At 67.9% G+C, this 1,462-nt stretch carries 2 protein-coding genes; both read left to right on the top strand.

What is annotated here, in order from left to right:
- A partial coding sequence (rplT, locus tag AB4Y86_RS18790) for a 50S ribosomal protein L20 (RefSeq protein WP_441403648.1) occupies window positions 1-445 on the top strand: 445 nt, incomplete at its 5' end.
- Window positions 446-504: 59 nt separating this feature from the next.
- Window positions 505-1,410 (top strand): TrmH family RNA methyltransferase, encoded by a 906-nt coding sequence (locus AB4Y86_RS18795; protein ID WP_441403649.1) that lies wholly within the window; start codon window positions 505-507, stop codon window positions 1,408-1,410.
- Window positions 1,411-1,462: the final 52 nt, after the last annotated feature.

Consider the following 1,462-nt stretch of genomic DNA (forward strand, 5'->3'; position numbering starts at 1 on the left):
GAGGGCGGTCAACGCCCACAAGAAGCGCAGGGTTATCCTCGAACGCGCAAAGGGCTACCGGGGACAGCGTTCACGCCTGTACCGCAAGGCGAAAGAGCAGCTGCTGCACTCGTTTGTGTACAGCTACGGCGACCGCAAGAAGAAGAAGGGCGACTTCCGCCGCCTGTGGATCCAGCGCATCAACGCTGCATCCCGCGCCAACGGCCTGACCTACAACCGCCTGATCCAGGGCCTCAAGGCCGCTGAGGTCGAGGTTGATCGCCGTATGCTGGCCGAGCTGGCCGTCTCCGACGCCAACGCCTTCGCCGCGCTGGTCAAGGTCGCCAAGGACTCGCTGCCGGCCGACACGTCCGCTCCGGCCGTCCAGGCCGAGGCTGCCGCGGCCCCGAAGGCTGCGAAGAAGCCCGCCGCGAAGAAGCCGGCTGCCGCAAAGGCCGCCGAGTAGCAACGGACTCAAAGCTAGGCCGTTCTAGAACCGCTCGCGAGAGCAACTAAGGTTCTACTATGAACGAATCCGGGCGCCCGCAAGACTTTCCACTCTCCAACCCCCGAGCCGATCGGGTGAGGAAGGTGGCACAGCTTGCCGGGCGCCCGGCCCGTTTAAAGCGCCGCGAATTCCTGGCGGAGGGCCCGCAGGCTGTACGTGAGGCCCTGAAGCTGCATCAGAAGCGGCTCGCCGCGGGGGAACCCGGGATCGTCTACGAGGTGTACGCCAGCGAGTCCTGCCTGGACCGGCACCCGGAACTGGAGACCCTCGCAGAAGGCACCACGGCCTACCTCGCCACCGACGAGGTACTCGCCGCGATGGCGGACACGGTCACCCCGCAAGGCATACTCGCGGTCTGCGGTTTCCTGGACGTCGGCCTCGATCAGGTGCTGGACGCGGCTCCGCAGCTGGTCGCGGTCCTGTGCCAGGTCCGGGATCCCGGGAACGCGGGAACGGTGCTGCGTGCCGCCGACGCCGCCGGCGCCGGCGCCGTGGTCCTCACCGGGTCCAGCGTGGACATCTACAACCCGAAGGCGGTGCGTTCCACCGCCGGCTCGCTCTTCCACCTCCCCGTTGTCCTGGGCGCAGACCCCGCGGAAGTCGCGGCACGGTGTAAGGAGCGGGGGATCGGCGTCCTGGCGGCGGACGGTTACGGCCAGTTGAACCTGGACCGATTGCAGGACGAGAACACAGCGCGGCGCCTGGGCCTATCCGACGCCGGCTCCGTTTACGCCCTGGAGCAGCCGACGGCGTGGCTGTTCGGCAACGAGGCGCAGGGCCTGTCGGAGGAGGAACTTGCCCTGGCAGACCACCGGGTGGCTGTTCCGGCTTACGGGGATGCGGAAAGCCTCAACCTCGGTACTGCGGCGACAGTCTGCCTCTACGCCAGCGCCCGGTCCCAGCAACGCCCGGCTCAGGCTTAGGGCCAAGAATTAAGCAGGAACGGCAGCGGGGCCGCACCAATCGGTGCGGCCC

It is taken from the genome of Arthrobacter sp. 2YAF22_2 (assembly GCF_052114645.1).
Classification (GTDB): domain Bacteria; phylum Actinomycetota; class Actinomycetes; order Actinomycetales; family Micrococcaceae; genus Arthrobacter.

What these genes read in the sequence shown, in the direction of transcription:
- AB4Y86_RS18795 (WP_441403649.1), top strand. Translation starts at nt 505, where the DNA reads ATGAACGAATCCGGGCGCCCGCAAGACTTTCCACTCTCCAACCCCCGA.